Consider the following 19,987-nt stretch of genomic DNA (forward strand, 5'->3'; position numbering starts at 1 on the left):
CCCGACCGTCCACTGTGGCAGAATTTTTCACATGACGCGGCGGCTTGTCATGGCCCGGCCATCTCGGCTATAGAGGAAGAAAACATTGCTTCGCGTCATGCATCATGAGAGGAAGATATGCGCAGGACTTTGCGTCTTTTTATTTATGCGGCGGTCATGCTGATCGTGGCCGTCGGCGTTGCCGCCGTGCTGAAGGATGATCCCGGCTACGAGGCCGGACGTTCGGAAATATCGGGAAAACTCGTGGGACTTACCGAGTATCAGGAAAACCGGAGCTCCGAGGCGTCCGAAGTCCGTGCCGCCGGGGACGAAAGTTCTGCGGCGTCCGTCGGCCGGGTGCTGGATGCGGTCGACGACGGAGCCGCGGACAGAAAAGCGGCTTCCGCCTCCGCGCCCTTTGATACGAGACCCGGTTCCGTGGCGTCGGATGACGCCGGGAAGACTGAAGTCAACAAAGCCGACGCTTCGGAAAAGAAACAGCGCGTCGCGTCTGCTCCTTCCTCTTTAAAGGATAGGGAACCTGTCGCCGAGGCGGAAAGCGGAAAGAAAAACGCGTCCGCCTCTTCCAAAAAGAGCAGTGCGGAAGATGCGGCCCCCAAACAGGCAGAGGAGACGCCTGTCGTAAAAGCCGCGCCTGAACAGGCATCCGCCGCATCGCAGTCTTCCGCGGAAAACGCGTCGGAAGACAAGAAGCCGCAGTATGAGCGGGTGGTGACGTCCGCCAGATTTTCCATGCAGGGCAGTCAGATCAAGCTGGTTCTCCAGGGCAACGCGCCCATGGTGGGGCATTATTTCACGCTCGCCGAACCCGACCGCGTGGTGCTCGATCTGGCGGGCAACTGGGACGTTGCCGTGCCGCGCGTGCCGAGCAACCGGCTTATTGAGGCCGTGCGCGTAGGCCAGCACGACGACAAGACCCGCATCGTCTTCGACATGAAAACGCAGGGCAAGGTGGCCCTGGTGCCTTTGAACCGCAACTCGCTTGAGCTGCGTATCCAGTAGGGGGCGGGAGATGAACGTCGACGGAAGGCATTACCGCACCATCTGGACGGAGGGCGAAGGCGAGGACGAAACGCTGTTCATCATCGATCAGACGGCGCTGCCCCACGAATTTCGGGTGAAGGCGCTGCGCACGGTGGATGACGTGTGCCGGGCCATCCGCGACATGTGGGTTCGCGGCGCGGGTCTTATCGGCGCTGCGGCGGCGTGGGGCGTGTGGGTGGCCGCGCGCACGGCGCCCGAGGGAGATTTTGCCGGATTCATGGCGCGGTGCATGGAGGCGCTGCGCTTGACCCGTCCCACGGCCAGCAATCTGGCGTGGGCGCTGGAGCGTCAGAAAAAGGCTCTGGCCGGGCGTTCCGGCCGCGAGGCCGTGCTTGCCGCCCATGCCGAAGCCAAGGCCGTGGCCGATGAGGACGCGGAATTCTGCCGACGCATAGGCGCGCACGGGCTTCGTCTCATTGAAGAGGCCGCGGCAAAACATCCCGGGCGTCCGGTCAATATTCTCACACACTGCAACGCCGGGTGGCTGGCTTTTGTGGACTACGGTTCCGCGCTCTCTCCGGTGTACGCGGCCTTCGACGCGGGCATTCCCGTTCACGTGTGGGTGGATGAAACGCGGCCGCGCAATCAGGGCGCGAGCCTCACTGCGTGGGAGCTCGGCATGCACGGCGTGCCGCATGATCTCATTGCGGACAACGCGGGCGGCCATCTCATGCAGCACGGCATGGTGGATATGGTGATTACCGGCGCGGACAGGGTGACGCGCTGCGGCGATGCGGCCAACAAGATAGGCACCTATCTGAAGGCGCTGGCTGCGGCGGACAACAACGTGCCTTTTTACGTGGCGCTGCCGTCTTCGACGTTTGATTTTTCTCTGCGCGACGGCGTGAGGGATATTCCCATTGAGGAGAGAAACGCCGACGAGGTGCGCGTCATGACCGGACTTGCGGACGACGGGCGCGTGACGAGCGTGCGCATCTGTCCTGCCGGCACTTCGGCGCGAAACTGGGCCTTTGACGTGACGCCCGCGCGGCTCATTGCCGGACTCATTACCGAAAGAGGCGTGTGCGAGGCCTCGGAGCAGGGGATTCTTTCCCTGTACCCGGAACATCGCAATGATTGAGGATCAATGTATGAGCGTGGATGAAGGATACGTCAAATATCGCTGTGTGCATGAATACGGTCCGGCTCCGCAGCATCCCGACTGGGAGGCGCTGAACGCGCTGCGCACCGACCTTGTCAAGGCCGGGCTTGTGGGCGTGCTGGACAACGGCGTGGGCTACGGCAACGTTTCCCTGCGCGCGGATCAGGGATTTGTGGTGACGGCCACGGCCACGGGGCATATTCCCGTGCTGGGCCCGGAACATTACTGTCTGGTCACACGCTGCGACGTGGACGCAAACACGGTGTGGTCGGTGGGGCCCGCGCAGGCGAGCTCCGAATCCATGACTCATGCGGCCGTGTATGAGGCGTCGCCCATGACCGGATGCGTCATCCATCTGCACAACGACGGATTGTACGGTCAGCTCATGGCGGGCAAGGCTCCCGCCACGTCGCCGGATGCGGCCTTCGGCACTCCGGCCATGGCGCACAGCGTTGCCGAGCTGGTGCGGCGGCATCCGGCGGACGGCATTATCGTCATGTCCGGGCATCAGGGCGGCTTTCTCATGTACGCCCCGAACGTCGATCACATGCGCGATCTGCTCTACATGCTTTCGCAAGGCTACATTCCCTGTTAGAGCGCGTCGCAGCGGAAAAGACTCCCCTCAATGGGAAACATTGCAGACCGGGGAGGGGCGTCCGCTTCGGAAACAGAACGGCGTTGCCGGAACGAAGAGCGCCCGGCGGAGCGCGTCGCGTCTGCCCGGAAGGCGGGCGGCGGTGAAAAGGCGCTTGCCAGAGAGACTCCCGGAGCGCGGCGGGAATCAGCCGGACTTTTTGTTCCGACAACGGAGAGGAAAGAATGATGCAAAGGAAAATAGGCATTATCGGCGGCAGCGGACTTGACGATCCGTCGTTGTTTGAGCATCCTCGCGACACGGAGATGACCACGCCTTGGGGCGAGCCTTCCAGTTCGCTGCGCGAAGGCTTCATCGGCGGCGTTCCGGTGGTGCTCATGGCCAGGCACGGACGCAGGCACACCATTCCGCCGAGCCAGGTGAACTATCGGGCCAATCTCTGGGCGCTGAAGGAAGCCGGATGCACGCACGTGCTGGCCAGCACGGCGGTCGGCTCCCTGCGGGAGGAAATCGGACGCGGCGATCTGGTGATTCCCGATCAGTTCATAGATTTTACGAGATCGCGCAAGCTGAGCTTCTTTGAATCGTTCGAGCCCGGTTCTCCCATGCATACCGCCATGGCCGAACCGTTCGACGCCGGATTGCGGCGGATCATGGCCGAGGAACTTTCGGCGCTGGGCTATCGCTTTCACAACGGCGGCACTGTCGTGACCATCGAAGGGCCGCGTTTTTCCACAAGAGCCGAGTCCCGCATGTTCCGCCTCTGGGGGGCGGACATCATCAATATGAGCATCGCCACGGAGGCGATCATGGCCAATGAGCTGGGCGTGCCCTATGCGGCCGTGGCCATGAGCACGGATTACGATTCCTGGAAAGAGGATGACGCCGTCACCTGGGAAGCGATCCTTGCCGTGGCGCATGCCAACGCCGAAAAGGTGCTGGAACTGTTCAGGCGCGTCATACCCAGACTGGTCTGACGGCGGAAGCCGGACTTCCGAAAGCAGCGGAGCAGGGCGGGGGTTGCCTCTCCGCTGCTTTTTTGCGGGCGATGCGGGGCGGGGAGCGCCGTGCGGACGGACGAATCTCTTGATGAAATGAGCCTGACGCTATTGAAAATAGAAAAATAAAATAAATATAATCAGTATATTAAATATAAAAATAAAAAAAGAATAAAAAAACTGCAAAAAAGTGTTTGACAAGTCGGGGGTAAATGGGCATAACTCGAAAACGCGCTGAGGCACAGCGGCTCAAACGAGCGCCTCGCTGAAAGCGCCGCCTGAAAAAACTTGAAAAAAGTTGTTGACAGGTGAAACGAAAAGTTGCATAAAGCAACACCGCCGCGAGTGAGCGGCGCGGTTCTTTGACAAGTGAAGAGCGAGTTGGGAAATAGAGCTTTGAGTTCGATTTGAGAACTTCGGTTCTCTGAATCAAATACTTTTCAACTGGAGAGTTTGATTCTGGCTCAGATTGAACGCTGGCGGCGTGCCTAACACATGCAAGTCGTACGTGAAAGGGTCTTCGGATCCGAGTAAAGTGGCGCACGGGTGAGTAACACGTGGATAATCTACCGGGAAGTGAGGAATAACAGCTGGAAACGGCTGCTAATACCGCATACGCTTCATATTTGTCTATGAAGGAAAGGGGGCCTCTGCATATGCTTCCGCTTTTCGATGAGTCCGCGTCCCATTAGCTAGTTGGTGAGGTAACGGCCCACCAAGGCGACGATGGGTAGCTGGTCTAAGAGGATGATCAGCCACATTGGAACTGGAACACGGTCCAAACTCCTACGGGAGGCAGCAGTGGGGAATATTGCGCAATGGGCGAAAGCCTGACGCAGCGACGCCGCGTGAGGGATGAAGGTCTTCGGATCGTAAACCTCTGTCAGAAGGGAAGAATAAGCATTGTGCTAATCAGCAATGCCCTGACGGTACCTTCAAAGGAAGCACCGGCTAACTCCGTGCCAGCAGCCGCGGTAATACGGAGGGTGCAAGCGTTAATCGGAATTACTGGGCGTAAAGCGCGTGTAGGCTGTATGGCAAGTTGGAGGTGAAATCCCACGGCTCAACCGTGGAACTGCCTTCAAAACTACCAAACTGGAGTGCGAGAGAGGATAGCGGAATTCCAGGTGTAGGAGTGAAATCCGTAGATATCTGGAAGAACATCAGTGGCGAAGGCGGCTATCTGGCTCGTAACTGACGCTGAGATGCGAAAGCGTGGGTAGCAAACAGGATTAGATACCCTGGTAGTCCACGCTGTAAACGATGGATACTAGTTGTCGGGTTGTATGACTCGGTGACGCAGCTAACGCAATAAGTATCCCGCCTGGGGAGTACGGTCGCAAGGCTGAAACTCAAAGAAATTGACGGGGGCCCGCACAAGCGGTGGAGTATGTGGTTTAATTCGATGCAACGCGAAGAACCTTACCCAGGCTTGACATCTAGGGAGCCTCTATGAAAGTAGAGGGTGCTCTTCGGAGAACCCTAAGACAGGTGCTGCATGGCTGTCGTCAGCTCGTGCCGTGAGGTGTTGGGTTAAGTCCCGCAACGAGCGCAACCCCTGTCCTTAGTTGCCATCAGGTAAAGCTGGGCACTCTAAGGAGACCGCTTCGGTTAACGGAGAGGAAGGTGGGGACGACGTCAAGTCATCATGGCCCTTACGCCTGGGGCTACACACGTACTACAATGGCGCATACAAAGGGAAGCGAGACCGTGAGGTGGAGCCAATCTCAAAAAATGCGTCCCAGTCCGGACAGGAGTCTGCAACTCGACTCCTCGAAGTCGGAATCGCTAGTAATTCTGGATCAGCATGCCAGGGTGAATGCGTTCCCGGGCCTTGTACACACCGCCCGTCACACCACGAAAGTCGGTTTTACCCGAAGCCGGTGAGCTAACTAGCAATAGGAGCAGCCGTCTACGGTAGGCCCGATAATTGGGGTGAAGTCGTAACAAGGCAGCCGTAGGGGAACCTGCGGCTGGATCACCTCCTTTTAGAGAAATCCCAACTCGCTCTTTACTTGCAAGGAACCGGAGAGTTCTTTGAAAGTGAGTATGTCAGGGCCTGTAGCTCAGGTGGTTAGAGCGCACGCCTGATAAGCGTGAGGTCGAAAGTTCAAGTCTTTCCAGGCCCACCATTATCGGGGGCGTAGCTCAGTTGGGAGAGCATCTGCTTTGCAAGCAGAGGGTCGTCAGTTCGATTCTGTCCGCCTCCACCAGACATACGTAGGTTGAATCTTGAGAGAAGGCTTCAGGAAACTGAAGATTTCGAACCGGGATTCAGCCCGGCTGCTGCCGCGAAAGGCAGTAAGTTCTTTGACAATTGAACAGGGAAATGATGAGAGGTTTTTTTCGAGAAAAACAAGTTAGTAAGAGCAACGGGCGGATGCCTTGGCGCTGAAGGCGATGAAAGACGTGATAAGCTGCGATAAGCCTCGGGGAGGAGCTAAATATCCTTTGATCCGTGGATCTCTGAATGGGGCAACCCACTGGAAGCAGTTCCAGTACCTCTATTGAGGAGCTAACCTGGGGAAGTGAAACATCTCAGTACCCAGAGGAAAAGAAATCAAACGAGACTCCCAAAGTAGCGGCGAGCGAAATGGGAAGAGGCCAAACCGTGCAGTTTCGACTGTGCGGGGTTGTAGGGCCGCCGTACGTGATCTCGGAGTAGGCAGGAGAAGCTGGCTGGAAAGCCACACCACAGCGGGTGACAGTCCCGTATCCGAAACCGAAAAGAGCGCAGGCGGTACCTGAGTACTGCGAGGCACGTGAAACCTCGTGGGAATCCGGGAGGACCATCTTCCAAGCCTAAGTACGATCCAGCGACCGATAGTGAATCAGTACCGTGAGGGAAAGGTGAAAAGAACCCCTGTTAGGGGAGTGAAATAGAATCTGAAACCTGTTGCTTACAAGCTGTGGGAGCAGTTTTAACGACTGTGACCATGTGCCTTTTGCATAATGAGTCAGCGAGTTAATCTGTTGTGCAAGGTTAAGCGAGAGCGGAGCCGAAGCGAAAGCGAGTCTGAACAGGGCGCACAGTACAGCGGATTAGACCCGAAACCGGGTGATCTATCCATGAGCAGGTTGAAGCAAGGGTAAAGCCTTGTGGAGGACCGAACCAGTATCGGCTGAAAACGATTTGGATGACTTGTGGATAGGGGTGAAAGGCCAATCAAACCCGGTGATAGCTGGTTCTCCCCGAAATATATTGAGGTATAGCCTCAGGGATTGTTTATCGGAGGTAAAGCACTGACAAGGCTAGGGGTCCTACCAGATTACCAAACCTTATCAAACTCTGAATGCCGAATAAATGTACCCTGGGAGTCAGACGGCGGGTGCTAAGGTCCGTCGTCAAAAGGGTAAGAGCCCAGATCGACAGCTAAGGCCTCCAATTCCATACTCAGTGGTGAAGGTGGTGGAGTTGTTTAGACAGCCAGGACGTTGGCTTAGAAGCAGCCATCGTTTAAAGAAAGCGTAATAGCTCACTGGTCTAATGATTCTGCGCCGAAAATGTAACGGGGCTAAGTATGGAGCCGAAGCTTCGGATTTGCCTTTATGGCATCTGGTAGGGGAGCGTTCTCAACGGGCTGAAGCTGTGGTGAAAACCATGGTGGACTGTTGAGAAGTGATTATGCTGACATGAGTAACGATAAAACAGGTGAAAAACCTGTTCGCCGAAAACCCAAGGTTTCCTGGGTAAAGTTAATCTTCCCAGGGTTAGTCGGTCCCTAAGGAGAGGGCGAAAGCCGTATCTGATGGAAAACGGGTTAATATTCCCGTACTTGCATGGATGTGCGATGGAGGGACGCAGCAAGATAGGTGATCCGGGTGTTGGATATCCCGGTGCAAGCGTGTAGGAGTGCGAAGCAGGCAAATCCGTTTCGCTTATCCGAGACGCGAGTCCGAGCCGCAAGGCGGAAGTCATTGAGTCTACACTGCCAAGAAAAGCTTCTAAGTTTAGTCCATGTGAACCGTACTCGAAACCAACTCAGGTGGGTGGGATGAATAATCCAAGGCGCTCGAGAGAATTCTGGCTAAGGAACTCGGCAAAATGACCCCGTAACTTCGGAAGAAGGGGTGCTCCTCTGTGTGAGTTTATTTACTATGCAAGCACGAGGGAGCCGCAGTGAATTGGTGGTGGCGACTGTTTACTAAAAACATAGGTCTGTGCGAAGTCGCAAGACGACGTATACGGACTGACGCCTGCCCGGTGCCGGAAGGTTAAAAGGAGAGGTCAGCGCAAGCGAAGCCTTGAATTGAAGCCCCGGTAAACGGCGGCCGTAACTATAACGGTCCTAAGGTAGCGAAATTCCTTGTCGGGTAAGTTCCGACCTGCACGAATGGCGTAACGATCTCCACACTGTCTCGGCCAGAAGCTCGGTGAAATTGAAGTCGCGGTGAAAATGCCGTGTACCCGCAGAAAGACGGAAAGACCCTGTGCACCTTTACTATAGCTTGACATTGGATTTTGGCCCTACATGTGTAGGATAGGTGGGAGCCTGTGAACCCTGTACGCCAGTATGGGGGGAGGCACTGTTGAAATACCACCCTTGTATGTCTAAGATCCTAACTCCATGCAGTTATCCTGCTGGAAGACAGTGTCTGGTGGGTAGTTTGACTGGGGCGGTCGCCTCCTAAATTGTAACGGAGGCACGCAAAGGTTCCCTCAGGCTGTTCGGAAACCAGCCGTCGAGTGCAAACGCATAAGGGAGCTTGACTGCAAGAGAGACATCTCGAGCAGAAACGAAAGTTGGCGTTAGTGATCCGGTGGTCCCGTATGGAAGGGCCATCGCTCATTGGATAAAAGGTACGCCGGGGATAACAGGCTGATCGCATCCAAGAGTTCATATCGACGATGCGGTTTGGCACCTCGATGTCGGCTCATCACATCCTGGGGCTGGAGCAGGTCCCAAGGGTACGGCTGTTCGCCGTTTAAAGTGGTACGCGAGCTGGGTTTAAAACGTCGTGAGACAGTTTGGTCCCTATCTTCTGTGGGCGGAGGAATATTGAAAGGGCCTGTCCCTAGTACGAGAGGACCGGGATGGACATACCACTGGTGAACCTGTTGTTCTGCCAAGAGCATAGCAGGGTAGCTATGTATGGAAGGGATAACCGCTGAAAGCATCTAAGCGGGAAGCCTGCCTTAAGATAAGTATTCCCTGTCGCAAGACCTGAAGGGCCCGGATAGACGATCCGGTTGATAGGTCGGAGGTGTAAGCGTTGTGAGACGCTCAGCTGACCGATACTAATAGCCCGTGAGGCTTGTTTTTCTCTCAAACCTCTCTTCATTCCCTGTCAATTATATATTTTGAAAAATTTCCTTGGTGTCCATAGAGAAGCGGGTACACCCGATCCCATTCCGAACTCGGAAGTTAAGCGCTTCATCGCCCATGATACTGCGCACCTTTACGTGGGAAAGTAGGCCGATGCCAAGGTTATCTTTAGAAAGGCTCCTGTTCAGGAGCCTTTCGTCGTTTAACGACCTGCGCTTGCAGAATGTATCTTGAGGGAAGGAAGACCCGCTCCGGGGTTCCTTCCCTTTTTGTTTTAATTCCTTCGGATGGCTGAGGCGGCGGAGGAGAGCAGCAAAGAAAATTTCCGCAGCGTCTGCCCTGACGGGCAGGAACTTTTCAGAGGCAGATCGAGGAGCCTCCGCAATACGGGAAGCGACTGAAAAGGAAAATACCGCGGCGGCAAAGCTGCGGGAGGAGGTTTGTAGAGGAAAATCGAGGATCATCCCGCAACATCGGGCTTTCCTGTCTGGAAAGATGCCTGTTGCCGCTCGCGCCCTGCTGGCCTGGCCGGGCTGCATTTTTTCAGGCGGAAGATCCTTCAAAAGAAAAACATCGCAGCGGCAGAGTCGGCCGGACGAAATTTTCAGAGGTTGATCGAGGGGCCTCCCGTAATATCGTACTTGCGGGTTCGGTAAGATGCTGTTTCGCTTTACGCGTTATCCGGACGCGTTATCTGGCCTCACCGGGCTGCATGCCTCACAGGGCGGCTTACCGCTCAAGCCGTCTTCAAAACACGTTGCAAGCTCCCTTTAAACTACCGTCTTCGACGGGCCAGATTGCTGAGCCTGCTTCTTGTCGTGTTGCCTGACGGCGCACGGGATATTTTTGAATTCTGCGAATTCGTTCTTTTCTATGGAGTGAACATTGGTGTGTTGTGCTGTTTAATCTTTTTGTACCAACATGAGGAGAGTGAAAAGATTTCATGGACGCGGAAAGCTGAACATGCTGTGCGGGAAGACGCGAAAAAACAGAGGAATAGTCTCGGCGAAAGTTGAGAGCTCGGCAGGCCTTGTTGCGCAAAGCGTTGTGGGAATACGGCCTGAATTTTTCTGAAAAAAACAGGTGCGACGTTCCCCTGGCAGTATGGCGGAACCCTCTGAAATAGGCGTATTTTTTCTTCGATTTTTGCGAAAGAGCGTTACCCCGACCGAGGATAAGGGGCCGGCAGATGATTGAGTCATGTCGGCTGATATATTTTTAGATTGATCGCTGTCAGCCTCGCCGAATGCAGGTCTGCCCCGAGGAAAAACGTCTGCTGCGAAATGGATGCAATGGCTTTTCTTGTCAACTGCGGGAAATTATTGTGATTTTTATATATTTGCGACAGAATGGCGGATTTTCATGCTCGGCAGATGCCGCGCCTGCCGGTGTTTTGATAAAAGAAACGCCTTTCTATTTCATGCACTGGAACGAAAAGATAAAGACATAATTGTATCGTCAAAAATGAATGTGCAGGATATAAAATTATAAATCAAACAAATATAGTGAGTTATATGCAATGGCATGGTTCTTGCTTGAAGGAAGATGTCTCAGGCACTTCTAACAAAAAAGGACATTGCTATATGAACGGTATTTCTTTTTTCAAACGTTCCCTGCTTTGCCTTTGCACCGGTCTTCTGGTTGTGACCGGGGGAGAGTTTTCTTCGGCCTATGCCAAGGAAACGGTTAAAGTGGGTTTTGTGGGACCGCTTACCGGCGGACTGAGCTCGCTCGGCATGGGCGGCAGAAACTCGGCTGATCTTGCCGTACAGGAACGCAATGAGAATCCCAACAGCAAGTACCACTATGAACTCGTGGTGCTCGATGACGAAGGCAAGCCCAACGTGGGCGTGCAGGTCGTGACCAAGCTCGCGTCGGACCGCAAGGTGGCCGGCGTGGTGGCGCATTACGTTTCCGCCGTGGCCCTGAGCACCGTGGACATCTTCCATCGTTTCGGCATGCCCGCCATCATCTGGGGCGCCGTGCATCCCGACATTACCTACGGCAACAATTACAAGGAAATCTTCCGTATCCCCGGAACGATGATCAATCAGAACGAAGTGGCCGCCAAGTTCATGACCGGACTCGGCTACAAGAAGTTCGCCATCATCCACGATACGACCGACTACGGCAAGGGACACGCTTCCTACTTCAGCGACTTCGTGAAGAAGAACGGCGGCGAAATCGTGGGCGAGTTCGGCGTGACGTCCAATCAGCAGGACTTCACCGCAGAGCTGACCAAGATCAAGGCTCTTGATCCCCAGGTGTTGTATTTCGCCAGTCTGGTTCCCACGGGCGTGCGCGTCCGCGCTCAGATGGTCAAGCTCGGTATGACGGACATTCAGTTCCAGGGCGTTTCCGGCATCAAGTCCGACGCCTTCATTCACGGCGTGGGCGACGAGGCTGCGGAAGGCTGCATGAGCTTCATTGAAGGTTCTCCTCTCGAAAAGCTGCCCGGCGGCGCGGCCTTCCTGAGCAGCTATGAAAAGCACGGCTACGAGCAGGCTCCCGAAGCGTACGGCCCCTTTGCCTATGCCGCCATGGTGCAGCTGCTTGACGCCATTGAAGCCGAAGGCCCCAACCACAAGAAGATCATCAGCTACCTGCAGAACATCAAGTCTGCCGATACGCTGGTCGGCAAGGTGACTTATGACGATCACGGCCAGAACATCGAGCCTGCCGTGAGCAAGTACATCGTTCAGGATGGGCAGTGGATCTTCTGGGAAGACAGCAAGTACTGTTCTGGAGAACGTGCCTTGAAAAAGCTCAACAAGTAAGTTTCCCGGGCCGGCCTGAGGGCGGATGCCCCTGGTCGGCCCAGTGCTTTATTAAAAGGATATGGTTTTATGGATGGCGTTCTGCTGGCGCAGTTCATCATGAACGGACTCATGCTCGGCATGATGTACGCTCTGGTGGCTGTCGGCTTTACACTGTTTTTCGGCGTATTGGACATTATTGTTTTTTCTCATGGCGATACGGTCATGGTCGGCGCGTTTGCCGGTTTGGGAACGTATGTCTGGCTGCAGTCCGTGTACCCTGAAATAGACACCGTCTGGGTCTGCCTGTGGGTGCTGCTGGCCAGTCTGCTTGCCGTATGCCTTCTGGGCGTGTTTCTTGCCCGGGGACTTATCATGCGTCTCCGGTCTTCGCCGCCTCTGAATACTCTTCTTGCCACCATGATGCTGGGTACCGTGCTGCGCGAAGCCATACGTTTGTTTTATCCCGACGGCTCCAATCCGCAGCCTTTTCCCAAGCTGCTGCCCGACGCGTCCTGGATGCTGGGCGGTGTGACGGTGCGCCTCGACAACGTGCTTTTGTTTGTCGGCGGACTGGTGCTCATCGGCGGCATCCATGTGCTCATCAACAAGACGAAGCTCGGCATGGCGGTGCGCGCCGTGGCGCAGGATTCCGAAACCGCTCAGCTCATGGGCGTGAATTTCTCCTTCATCGTGCTGCTCACCTTTGCGCTTGGTTCCGGAGTGGCCGCGTTCGCCGGACTCATGAACGGCATCTATTACAATGAAATCAACTTCAGCATGGGCGTGCTTCTTGGAGCCATCGGCTTCAGTGCCGCAGTCATCGGAGGTCTCGGCAATATCTACGGCGCCATCATCGGCGGTTTTGTGTTCGCCTTTCTCCAGACCATAGGCGCTGTGGCCCTGCCGTTCTCCAGCGCCTATAAGGACGTGTTTGCGTTTGCCGTCGTCATTGTGCTCATGGCAATACGCCCCACCGGTTTTCTGGCGGAACGTTCTAGTCAGAGGGTGTGAATATGGATCGCTCAAGAGAAATTTTCGTCTGCCTGATCTCCGCCATGGCGCTGCTGGTGTTTTCCGTGGTGTTCCTGCTGGCGGAAGATGAAACCGTCATCGGCACCTACATGGTGGGAGGCGCGCTTCTGCTGTGGCTCATGGTGCGCATGGGCGCGTATGCCAAGGTCATTGTCGCCGTCTCTCATCATGAACGGCTGTGGGCCGGACTGCTCTTCATTGCCTCGCTCATTCTGCTGTTCTTCTTCCGGGACAATCACTACTGTCTTTTCCTCATAGGAACCATTTTCTGCTACACCATCGCCGTGCTCGGACTGAACGTTCAGCTGGGCTACACGGGCGTCATCAACTTCAGCGCCGCGTCGTTCTTCGGCGTGGGCGGATACACCGCGGGCATGCTGCTCAATCAGGGGCTGGTTCCGCCTTTTGCCGCGCTTCTGCTGGGCGGCGTCATGGCCGGACTTGTGGGATGCGTGCTGCTGCTGCCCGTGCTGAGAACGTCGGGACACTATTCCGCGCTGGTGACCATGGCCTTTGCGCTTCTGTTCAACGTGTTTCTGGAAGTCAACGAAAGCTTCGGCGGGCCGCAGGGCATTGCCGTTCCTTCGTTTTCCCTTTTCGGCATGGATTTCGCCAGCGACGTGGAATGGGGCCTGATTACCGGTTCGTTCTATCTGCGCTATGATCTGTTCATCCTGCTGTTCCTGGCGCTCGTGTTCACCATGGTGCGCCGCGTGGAGCGCTCCTGGATGGGCCTTGCCATGGACGCCGTGCGTCTTGACGAAACGGCCTCGGCCTGCTTCGGCATCAACATCGTCCGCTGGAAGGTGACGGCCTTTACCATGGGCAACGTGCTCATGGGCATGGCAGGCGCCGTCTATGCCATGATGCTCGGCTACATCAGTCCGGCAAACTTCACGTTTTCCGATTCGCTGCTGTTCCTTTCCATTCTTCTGCTCGGCGGCATGGGCAACTGCTGGGGCGTCATTCTGGCGACCTCCATCATGGTGGTTCTGCCGGAAAAACTTCAGTTCATTCAGGAATACCGCTATCTGCTGTATTCCCTGCTGGTTCTGCTCATGATCGTGTACCGCCCCATGGGTCTGCTGCCCCGCAGAACGCGCGTTGTTACTTCGGAGGATGTGGCATGAGTCTGCTTTCGTGTACCGGTCTTACCATGCGTTTCGGCGGTCTTGCTGCGCTCAACAAGCTCGACGTGCAGGTGGAGGAAGGAGACGTGATAGGGCTTGTAGGCCCGAACGGTTCCGGCAAGACCACGTTTTTCAATGTGCTTACGGGCATCTACACGCCCAGCGAAGGACACATCGTCTTTGACGGCAAGGACATCACCTCCAAAACCCCGCAGGAAATCTGCCGGGCCGGCATAGCCCGCACGTTCCAGCGTTCGCGGCTGTGCCTTGAGCTGACGGTGTTCGACAACGTCATGATGGGCAACTGCAAGAATCTCAATATGAGCTTCTGGCACAACGTCATACGCAGAAGGGCGTTCTTTCAGGAATGCCGCGACGACGAGGAGCACATGCGTCTCATGCTGAAGGCTCTGAATCCCACGCTTGCCGACAAGATCAGAAAGCCCGTGGGAGAACTGAGCATGATCGACCGTCGCCGCGTGGAAATCTGCCGCGCGCTGACCGGACGTCCCAGACTGCTGCTTCTGGACGAACCTTCGGCAGGCATGACGCAGGACGAAACAAGGCAGCTCATGGACGAGCTTGTGGCCATGGAATTTGAAGGCAACAGGCCGTCCATCATCCTCATTGAGCACGAAATGAGCGTCATCAAAAGAATTTCCACCCGCTGCATAGTGTTGAACTTCGGCAGCAAGCTCTGCGAGGGAAGCTATGATGAGGTAACGTCCAACCCTGTGGTGCAGCAGGCCTATCTGGGAACGGAGGTGGTATAGATGGATGTTGCGTTTTCCCCTCTCAGAATAGAAAATCTGTTTGTGGCCTACGGCAAGGCCGACGTCATCTGCGGCGTGAACATGGAAATATGCGCGGGCCGCATTACCGGACTTCTGGGAGCCAACGGCGCGGGCAAGACCACGCTTCTGCGGGCCATACTCGGCCTCACGCCGCCCAGAAAGGGCAGCGTGCTGTTCAACGGCATGGAGATTTCCGGCCTGCCGCCGCACAAGATTGCGGCGCGCGGCATCAGCTGCATTCCCGAAGGCAGACGCATCTTTTCCAAGATGACCGTGGAAGAAAACCTTCTCATGGGCGCCTACATGGAAAAGGACAAGGAAAAGATCCGTCAGCGCCTGGAACGGGTGTACCGCATTTTTCCGCGTCTTCTTGAGCGGCGCGAGCAGTTTGCGGGCACCATGTCCGGCGGCGAACAGGCCATGGTGTCCATCGGCCGCGGACTCATGAACGAACCCAAGCTCCTTGTCATCGACGAACCTTCCCTGGGGCTGTCCCCCGCGCTGGTCAATGACAACTTCCGCGTCATACGGAAGATATGCGAAGACGGCATTGCCGTGTTTCTGGTCGAGCAGAACGTGCGGCAGACCCTGGCCATAGCCCATTACGGCTACGTGCTGGCGCAGGGGCGCGTGGTGGCCGAAGGAACGGCCGAAGAGCTGAAAAAGAGTGAAGAAGTGAAGAAGGCGTATTTCGGATGAGCGGCATGAATGATTTCAGCGGAACGGGCCTGGCCCGGTGGATGGTTGGCTGCGACACCATAACGAGCGGCAGCAACGAATATGCGCTGCTTGAACAGATTGCGGCATGGCTGGAGCAGGCGGGATTCACGGTTTTTCTTGATAAGTACGACGACTCCGATCTCGGAAAATGCAGTCTTTCCGCGCATCTTCATCCAGACTGCGAGGGCGGGGCGCTGTGCCTGGCCGGTCATGTGGACACGGTGCCTCTCGGAACAAAGCCGTGGAAGCATGATCCCTTTTCCGGGGAGATCATCGACGGCTGCCTGTACGGTCGCGGTTCCTGCGATATGAAGAGCGGCGCCGCCGTCATGCTGGCCGCGGCTCTTGCCATGGCTCCCCGCATTCATGATCGGGATCTCGTTCTGCATCTCTACGGAGGAGAGGAGCGGGGCTGCCGGGGCTCGTTCCACATGCCGGAGCAGGAGTTTCGGAACATTGCGGCCGTCGTCGTGGGAGAGCCCACAGGAGCGCGTCCTCTTGCCGGACACAAGGGAGCCTTGTGGCTTAGCCTGTCCTCGTCGGGCCGCACGTCGCATGCGTCCATGCCCGAGAAAGGCGACAGCGCGCTTGCGAAAATGCTTCCGGCCGCCAATCGTCTTCTGGATTTTGTTGCCGAGGGAAGGCATCCGTTCATGGGCAGGGGCACGTCGGTGCTTTCCACGCTGCATTCCGGCTTGAACAGCAATTCCGTGCCCGACTCGGCCGTGCTGACCATGGATATCCGGTCGGTGCCCGGCATGAATCATGAAAAGATGCGGGAAGAGATTCGGGATATCTGCGGAAAGGACATCGCCATGGAAACGACGCTGGACATTCCGCCGGTGTGGACGGATCCGGAAGATCCGTGGATGAAGCGCGTGTACGCCCTGTACGAAAAGCTTTCCGGCAAGCCGGCCGAGGTGGCCACGGTGCAGTTCTTTACCGACGCCGCCGCGCTTCGGACCAGACTGCCGCAGGTTCCGGTGGTTATTTTCGGTCCCGGTGAAAGTTCCATGGCCCATCAGGTGGACGAGACCTGTCCGGTTTCTCAGATAGAGTTCATGGAGAACATCTGCCGGGAATTGATTCGTGACTGGTATGAACTCTGACGTTGCCTGTTCTTTCACTCGCTGAAAGGAGAAAAGGCCGTGCCGATGCAAAACATCGGGCGGCCTTTTCTTATGCGCGTTGTTTGTTCCTGTGGACGGAAAGCTGCGGGGAAAACGCGGGTAAAGCGCAGGCAGAAGCGCCGGGGAGCGCTGCCGGAAATTTATATTTTTTCGCGGGGGAGCGACGAGCTTCCGAACTCAGGCGTTGCGGCCGGAAATGCGGATTGCCGCGCCTCGGCGTTCCGCCTGGGCTGGGGATGTTCTGGGGCGGCGGGAAACGGCCTGCGCAGGGGAATGGAAAAGATCCGTGTTCACGCCTTCGAGCCTCAGCAGGCGGATTTTTTTGTCGATGCCTCCGGCGTATCCGGTGAGGCTTCCGTTACTGCCCACGACGCGATGGCAGGGAATGATGATGGAAATGGGATTGTGCCCCACTGCGCCGCCCACGGCCTGGGCGGACATGGTTTTCCTGTGAAAGGCTCGGGCGGCCTGTTCGGCGAGCTCTCCGTAGGTGACCACGCTCCCCCAGGGAATGCGGCACAGCGCCTGCCAGATGAAGCGGCGGAATTCGCTTCCCGCCGGGGCGAGGGGCAGTTCGTCGGGGGAGGGCTTTTGCCCGGAAAAATATCGGTCGAGCCACGATACGGCCTGCATGAGCACGGGGCGGTCCGTGGCGGACACCGGCGGGACGGTCAGCGTGCTTTGAAAGTATTTCTGACCGTCGATCCAGAGACCGACGACGTGATCCTCGTCGCTGACGACGGTGAGCGGACCGACGGGGGAGAAATATCGCACCGAGTAGAACATGGCACGCTCCTTGAGAGGTGGTTGCATGACCAAATTGTGCCACAGACCGAAAGGAACTTCCAGCAGAGGCCATGACACCCGGCGCGGAACAAGCCCATGCGGCGCGGAATTGTTCCATTGTCCTCCGTCTTTCTCTGTACGGAACGTTTGTGGACTGCCGCCTTCATGATGCGACGTTGTTCCGGCTTTTTGCCGAAAAAAGAGCGCCCGGTGGCCTGATTTTACTTATAATATACGGAAAAGTAACACTTTTCTTGCCCCATCAAGAATAGCCCGGACGCCTGCCCGATGCCGGACTCTCGATGATTATTTACAAATATGTAACGAAAGACACAAAAAAATATCATATTGGCACGAACTTTTCCAAAAATGTTATTTTTTCTTGACTTTCCGGGACAATTTTTTATCGTTCAAAAAAATCAACACCATCTTCATCATGGAGTCTTTTTTTATGTCCAAAATCAGAATCGGCATCGTGGGCTACGGCAATCTCGGCCGCGGCGTTGAACTGGCCGTTGCCGCCAATCCCGATCAGGAACTGGTGGCGGTGTTCTCCCGCCGCGATCCTTCCACCGTCAAGATTCTTACCGAAGGCGTTCCGGTCTGCCGTCTCGCCGACGTGGCGGATTGGAAGGGACGCATAGACGTCATGATTCTCTGCGGCGGCAGCGCGACCGATCTGCCCAAGCAGACTCCCGAGCTTGCGGCCATGTTCAACGTGGTGGACAGCTTCGACACGCACGCTCACATTCCCGCCCATTTCGACGCCGTGGACGAAGCCGCCCGCAAGGCCGGCACCATAGGCATCATCTCCGTGGGCTGGGACCCCGGCATGTTCTCCCTGAACCGCCTGTACGCCAACTGCATTCTGCCCGACGGGCATGACTACACCTTCTGGGGCCGCGGCGTGAGCCAGGGCCATTCCGACGCCATCCGCCGCATCAAGGGCGTGCTCGACGCCCGTCAGTACACCGTGCCGGTGCCCGCCGCCATGGAAGCCGTGCGCAGCGGCAGCAATCCCGAGCTGACCACCCGTCAGAAGCACACCCGCGAATGCTACGTCGTGGCCGCCGAAGGCGCGGACAAGGCCGCCATTGAGCATGAAATCAAGACCATGCCCAACTACTTCGACGAGTACGACACCACGGTGACCTTCATCAGCCAGGAAGAGCTCGACCGCGATCACAAGGGCATTCCGCACGGCGGTTTCGTGATCCGCACCGGCTGCACCGGTCAGCACGGCGAAACCAAGCACGTCATCGAATATTCCCTGAAGCTCGGCTCCAACCCCGAATTCACGTCCAGCGTGCTGGCCGCCTACGCCCGCGCCGCGTATCGCCTTTCCCAGAAGGGTGAAACCGGTGCGAGAACCGTGTTCGACATCGCGCCCGCGCTGCTTTCTCCCCGCGACGGCGCTGATCTGCGCGCGCACCTGCTGTAGTTTCAAAGCTTTTTGAAGCTCGACGCCCGATGATCTCTGCGACATCGGGCGTTTTTCTTTAAAAGGAAAACCGTCGGCCGTTTGGACCGACGGTTTTGTGCGTCATGACTGTGCGAAGAGCGCCCGGCCTGTCGAAGCCGAGGAGAGACACGCCCGGCGTTTTTCAGTGCGCGGGCGCATGCGGCAGCGACGCCTGTTCCGGAGAGGCAGGTAGGACGTGTGCCCCGGAAGGCGCGGAGAACCGGGCGCATGGCCGCAGAAAGGCGCGACGCATGCCGCCGGAGGGCGAAGGTTTCAGGGGAAAAATCCGCGCCCTTCGGCGAACGAGGTGTTACAGGCCCAGGAAGCGCGCCGCGTTTTCGCCCATGACGAGCGGCTTCACTTCGTCGCGCAGCTGCGCCAGATACCCTTCCCTGGCGCCCTTGAGAGGCATGATGGGGTAGGCCGAGGAGAAGATGACGCGCTCGCGCAGCAGATAGTTGGCGGCCATGGCGTAGTCGGCCATGCCGGGGGAGCGGAGCATGTAGAAGTCGGGAGCGAGATACACGTTGCGGCGGTTCAGGGCGATCTGGCAGACTTCGGACACATACGGCCATCCGCCGTGCATGAGGGCGATGTTCAGGCGGGGGAAGGCCGCGGCGACGTCGTCGATGAGTTCGGGGTTGTAGTAGCGCAGCGAGCGAGTCATGATGCCGCCGAAGGTGAACACCAGCGGAATGCCGTGTTCCTGGCAGTAGTCGTACAGGGGGAAGACCCAGGCGGAATTGACGAGCCAGGGCGTTTTGTCCTGACCGGGCTCCATGACGACGCCGGTGCAGCGGCCGTTGACGACGAAGCGTTCGGTTTCCGCAATGGCGGCGTTGATATCGTGGGGGTCGAGGCCCGCGAGACCGACAAGTCTGTCGGGATACTGCGCAATAAGCTCTTCAAGATCCTCGTTGCGTCCGTTCGTGGACTTGCGCACCGGCACGACCAGCTTGTCGATGCCGGCTTCGTCGGCTTCCTGCAGCAGCAGAGGCATGGAATACTGCCGGGCGGACGGGGAAACCGGAGCGTCCACGCGAAGCATGCTTTCGCTGTTCAGGTGATCGAGGCATTCCTGGGTGAAGAAGCTGTCCTTGTAGGCGACAAAAGGCGCGCGGACGCGAAAATCTATAACCATGATGTGCTCCTTGTATGAAAGGATGTT

At 56.9% G+C, this 19,987-nt stretch carries 13 protein-coding genes, 2 tRNA genes and 3 rRNA genes; 16 read left to right on the top strand and 2 right to left on the bottom strand.

Annotated elements, in window-relative coordinates; genetic code table 11:
* The first annotated feature begins 117 nt into the window (after positions 1-117).
* From ABGT79_RS11205 to ABGT79_RS11275, 15 genes are all read left to right on the top strand, one after another.
* Positions 118-1,002 (top strand): AMIN domain-containing protein, encoded by an 885-nt coding sequence (locus ABGT79_RS11205; RefSeq protein WP_346666243.1) that lies wholly within the window; start codon positions 118-120, stop codon positions 1,000-1,002.
* A gap of 10 nt (positions 1,003-1,012) precedes the next feature.
* Positions 1,013-2,125, top strand: coding sequence for an S-methyl-5-thioribose-1-phosphate isomerase (mtnA, locus tag ABGT79_RS11210; protein ID WP_346666244.1), 1,113 nt, complete (start codon positions 1,013-1,015; stop codon positions 2,123-2,125).
* Between the two features lie 10 nt (positions 2,126-2,135).
* Positions 2,136-2,741, top strand: a complete 606-nt coding sequence (locus ABGT79_RS11215; protein WP_346666245.1) for a class II aldolase/adducin family protein — start codon at positions 2,136-2,138, stop codon at positions 2,739-2,741.
* A gap of 227 nt (positions 2,742-2,968) precedes the next feature.
* Positions 2,969-3,718: an S-methyl-5'-thioadenosine phosphorylase gene (gene mtnP / locus ABGT79_RS11220; RefSeq protein WP_346666671.1), complete on the top strand. Its 750-nt coding sequence runs from the start codon at positions 2,969-2,971 to the stop codon at positions 3,716-3,718.
* Positions 3,719-4,180: 462 nt separating this feature from the next.
* Positions 4,181-5,728 (top strand): 16S ribosomal RNA (locus ABGT79_RS11225).
* A 66-nt stretch (positions 5,729-5,794) separates the two neighbouring features.
* Positions 5,795-5,871, top strand: a tRNA-Ile gene (locus ABGT79_RS11230).
* A gap of 5 nt (positions 5,872-5,876) precedes the next feature.
* Positions 5,877-5,952 (top strand) — tRNA-Ala (locus tag ABGT79_RS11235).
* A 140-nt stretch (positions 5,953-6,092) separates the two neighbouring features.
* Positions 6,093-9,003 (top strand): 23S ribosomal RNA (locus tag ABGT79_RS11240).
* Positions 9,004-9,053: 50 nt separating this feature from the next.
* A 5S ribosomal RNA gene (gene rrf, locus ABGT79_RS11245) occupies positions 9,054-9,168 on the top strand.
* Together the 16S, 23S and 5S rRNA genes with 2 tRNA genes alongside form the textbook arrangement of a ribosomal RNA operon.
* 1,421 nt (positions 9,169-10,589) lie before the next feature.
* On the top strand, positions 10,590-11,783 hold the full coding sequence (locus ABGT79_RS11250) for a branched-chain amino acid ABC transporter substrate-binding protein (RefSeq protein ID WP_346666246.1): 1,194 nt from the start codon (positions 10,590-10,592) through the stop codon (positions 11,781-11,783).
* A gap of 69 nt (positions 11,784-11,852) precedes the next feature.
* A complete protein-coding gene (locus ABGT79_RS11255) occupies positions 11,853-12,776 on the top strand; it encodes a branched-chain amino acid ABC transporter permease (RefSeq protein WP_294484999.1) in 924 nt (307 codons plus the stop codon).
* Between the two features lie 2 nt (positions 12,777-12,778).
* Positions 12,779-13,927: a branched-chain amino acid ABC transporter permease gene (locus ABGT79_RS11260; RefSeq protein ID WP_346666247.1), complete on the top strand. Its 1,149-nt coding sequence runs from the start codon at positions 12,779-12,781 to the stop codon at positions 13,925-13,927.
* Positions 13,924-14,700 (top strand): ABC transporter ATP-binding protein, encoded by a 777-nt coding sequence (locus ABGT79_RS11265; RefSeq protein WP_346666248.1) that lies wholly within the window; start codon positions 13,924-13,926, stop codon positions 14,698-14,700. The genes ABGT79_RS11260 and ABGT79_RS11265 overlap by 4 nt, the downstream gene beginning before the upstream one ends.
* A complete protein-coding gene (locus tag ABGT79_RS11270) occupies positions 14,701-15,420 on the top strand; it encodes an ABC transporter ATP-binding protein (protein ID WP_346666249.1) in 720 nt (239 codons plus the stop codon). It abuts the gene before it with no gap.
* A 5-nt stretch (positions 15,421-15,425) separates the two neighbouring features.
* The gene (locus ABGT79_RS11275; RefSeq protein WP_346666250.1) at positions 15,426-16,550 is read left to right on the top strand and encodes a M20/M25/M40 family metallo-hydrolase; all 1,125 of its coding nucleotides are present in this window, start codon (positions 15,426-15,428) and stop codon (positions 16,548-16,550) included.
* A 198-nt stretch (positions 16,551-16,748) separates the two neighbouring features.
* Here ABGT79_RS11275 and ABGT79_RS11280 read toward each other — a convergent pair whose 3' ends face one another.
* A complete protein-coding gene (locus tag ABGT79_RS11280; protein ID WP_346666251.1) occupies positions 16,749-17,357 on the bottom strand; it encodes a methylated-DNA--[protein]-cysteine S-methyltransferase in 609 nt (202 codons plus the stop codon).
* Positions 17,358-17,808: 451 nt separating this feature from the next.
* Between ABGT79_RS11280 and ABGT79_RS11285 the strand changes: the two genes are divergently transcribed.
* Positions 17,809-18,798, top strand: a complete 990-nt coding sequence (locus tag ABGT79_RS11285; RefSeq protein ID WP_294485008.1) for a diaminopimelate dehydrogenase — start codon at positions 17,809-17,811, stop codon at positions 18,796-18,798.
* 331 nt (positions 18,799-19,129) lie between these two features.
* Here ABGT79_RS11285 and ABGT79_RS11290 read toward each other — a convergent pair whose 3' ends face one another.
* Positions 19,130-19,960 (bottom strand): amidohydrolase family protein, encoded by an 831-nt coding sequence (locus ABGT79_RS11290; protein ID WP_346666252.1) that lies wholly within the window; start codon positions 19,958-19,960, stop codon positions 19,130-19,132.
* Between the last annotated feature and the right edge of the window lie 27 nt (positions 19,961-19,987).

This window comes from uncultured Mailhella sp. (genome assembly GCF_963931295.1).
Lineage (GTDB): Bacteria > Desulfobacterota > Desulfovibrionia > Desulfovibrionales > Desulfovibrionaceae > Mailhella.

What these genes read in the sequence shown, in the direction of transcription:
- ABGT79_RS11205 (WP_346666243.1), top strand. Translation starts at nt 118, where the DNA reads ATGCGCAGGACTTTGCGTCTTTTTATTTATGCGGCGGTCATGCTGATC.
- mtnA (WP_346666244.1), top strand. Translation starts at nt 1,013, where the DNA reads ATGAACGTCGACGGAAGGCATTACCGCACCATCTGGACGGAGGGCGAA.
- ABGT79_RS11215 (WP_346666245.1), top strand. Translation starts at nt 2,136, where the DNA reads ATGAGCGTGGATGAAGGATACGTCAAATATCGCTGTGTGCATGAATAC.
- mtnP (WP_346666671.1), top strand. Translation starts at nt 2,969, where the DNA reads ATGCAAAGGAAAATAGGCATTATCGGCGGCAGCGGACTTGACGATCCG.
- ABGT79_RS11250 (WP_346666246.1), top strand. Translation starts at nt 10,590, where the DNA reads ATGAACGGTATTTCTTTTTTCAAACGTTCCCTGCTTTGCCTTTGCACC.
- ABGT79_RS11255 (WP_294484999.1), top strand. Translation starts at nt 11,853, where the DNA reads ATGGATGGCGTTCTGCTGGCGCAGTTCATCATGAACGGACTCATGCTC.
- ABGT79_RS11260 (WP_346666247.1), top strand. Translation starts at nt 12,779, where the DNA reads ATGGATCGCTCAAGAGAAATTTTCGTCTGCCTGATCTCCGCCATGGCG.
- ABGT79_RS11265 (WP_346666248.1), top strand. Translation starts at nt 13,924, where the DNA reads ATGAGTCTGCTTTCGTGTACCGGTCTTACCATGCGTTTCGGCGGTCTT.
- ABGT79_RS11270 (WP_346666249.1), top strand. Translation starts at nt 14,701, where the DNA reads ATGGATGTTGCGTTTTCCCCTCTCAGAATAGAAAATCTGTTTGTGGCC.
- ABGT79_RS11275 (WP_346666250.1), top strand. Translation starts at nt 15,426, where the DNA reads ATGAATGATTTCAGCGGAACGGGCCTGGCCCGGTGGATGGTTGGCTGC.
- ABGT79_RS11280 (WP_346666251.1), bottom strand. Translation starts at nt 17,357, where the DNA reads ATGTTCTACTCGGTGCGATATTTCTCCCCCGTCGGTCCGCTCACCGTC.
- ABGT79_RS11285 (WP_294485008.1), top strand. Translation starts at nt 17,809, where the DNA reads ATGTCCAAAATCAGAATCGGCATCGTGGGCTACGGCAATCTCGGCCGC.
- ABGT79_RS11290 (WP_346666252.1), bottom strand. Translation starts at nt 19,960, where the DNA reads ATGGTTATAGATTTTCGCGTCCGCGCGCCTTTTGTCGCCTACAAGGAC.